Source organism: Actinomycetota bacterium (genome assembly GCA_005774595.1).
Classification (GTDB): Bacteria; Actinomycetota; Coriobacteriia; order Anaerosomatales; family D1FN1-002; genus D1FN1-002.
Genome location: VAUM01000501.1, coordinates 1 through 1,077, shown reverse-complemented (window position 1 = coordinate 1,077; position 1,077 = coordinate 1). Strand labels below are relative to the sequence as shown.

General features: G+C 72.8%; 2 protein-coding genes. Both read left to right on the top strand.

Annotated features, from left to right (window positions below; translation table 11 throughout):
- Positions 1-550, top strand: a 550-nt coding sequence (locus FDZ70_11265) for a hypothetical protein (protein ID TLM65229.1), incomplete at its 5' end; no start/stop codon positions are given.
- Positions 418-1,077: histidine phosphatase family protein (locus FDZ70_11260; GenBank protein TLM65228.1), on the top strand; the 660-nt coding region annotated here is incomplete at its 3' end. The genes FDZ70_11265 and FDZ70_11260, both read left to right, overlap by 133 nt.

Here is a 1,077-nt window from a genome sequence, read left to right as displayed (position 1 = left end):
CACGGCGGACGGACTGCTCGGCGGTAGTACGCCCGAGCGCAGGCTCGAGATCATGTCCGACAGCGCGACCGGCGCGTTCGGCGTCGTCACCGTCGGGCTCATGGTCGTGGCGCAGGTGGTGTGCGTCGCGATCGTCTACTCGTCGCGGGACTGGTGGGCGCTCGGCGCGGCACCGGTCGCAGGCCGGCTCGCGGCGTCGTTGTGCGTGTTCACGCGCACGCCCGCGCGGGCCGAAGGCTTGGGCGCGTCAGCCGCCCGGCGTCCGACGGCCATCGGCGTCGCCTTGGCGCTCCTCGCGCTCGCGGTCACCTTGGGCGGCGGGGCGTTCGACGTCCTCATCGGCCGTGCGGGCGCGGTGTCGTGGACGATCACGCACGCGGCCCTCGCGCTGTTCGCGCTCGCCGTCGCGCACGTGACGTGCCGGGGCCTCACGCGCCCGATCGGAGGCTACACCGGCGACACGCTCGGAGCGACGATCGTCTACGTCGAGACGGCGACGCTGTTCGTGGCCGCGGCGTGGGCGGTCGCGCAGGGGGGCTGGCCGCTGTGAGGGAGACCCACATCCTCATCGTCCGTCATCCCGAGACCGAGGCGAACGTGAACGGCCGGCTCGTAGGCCGCGGCGCTTCGCCGTATACCGACGAGGGCCGCGACCAGCTCCGCCGCATCCCGCATGCGGTCCGTGAGTTCGGCCCCGACGAGGTGTGGACGAGCCCGCTCGAGCGCGCGTACGTACTCGGCGCCGCCGCTGCGGAGCACAGCGACTGTCCGCTGAAGGTCGATGACCGCTTGGTCGAGATCGACTTCGGACTGGCCGAGGGGCTCACGTTCGAGGAGATCGCCGCTCAGGGCATGCGGGTGGAGTATCGCAACGCCGACGCGCCGGTCGCGCCGGAAGGGGAGTCGCGCGGCGACGTGGAGCGGCGGGCGGGAGAGGTTGTCGAAACGCTGGCGGAGCGTTCGGGGCGCTTCGCCGTCGTGACGCACGGCGGCGTCTTCCGCGCGATGATGGTGCGCGCCCTCGGGCTGTGCTCGCCGGACATCTGGGCGTTCCACGTCCGGAACGGGCAACTCGCC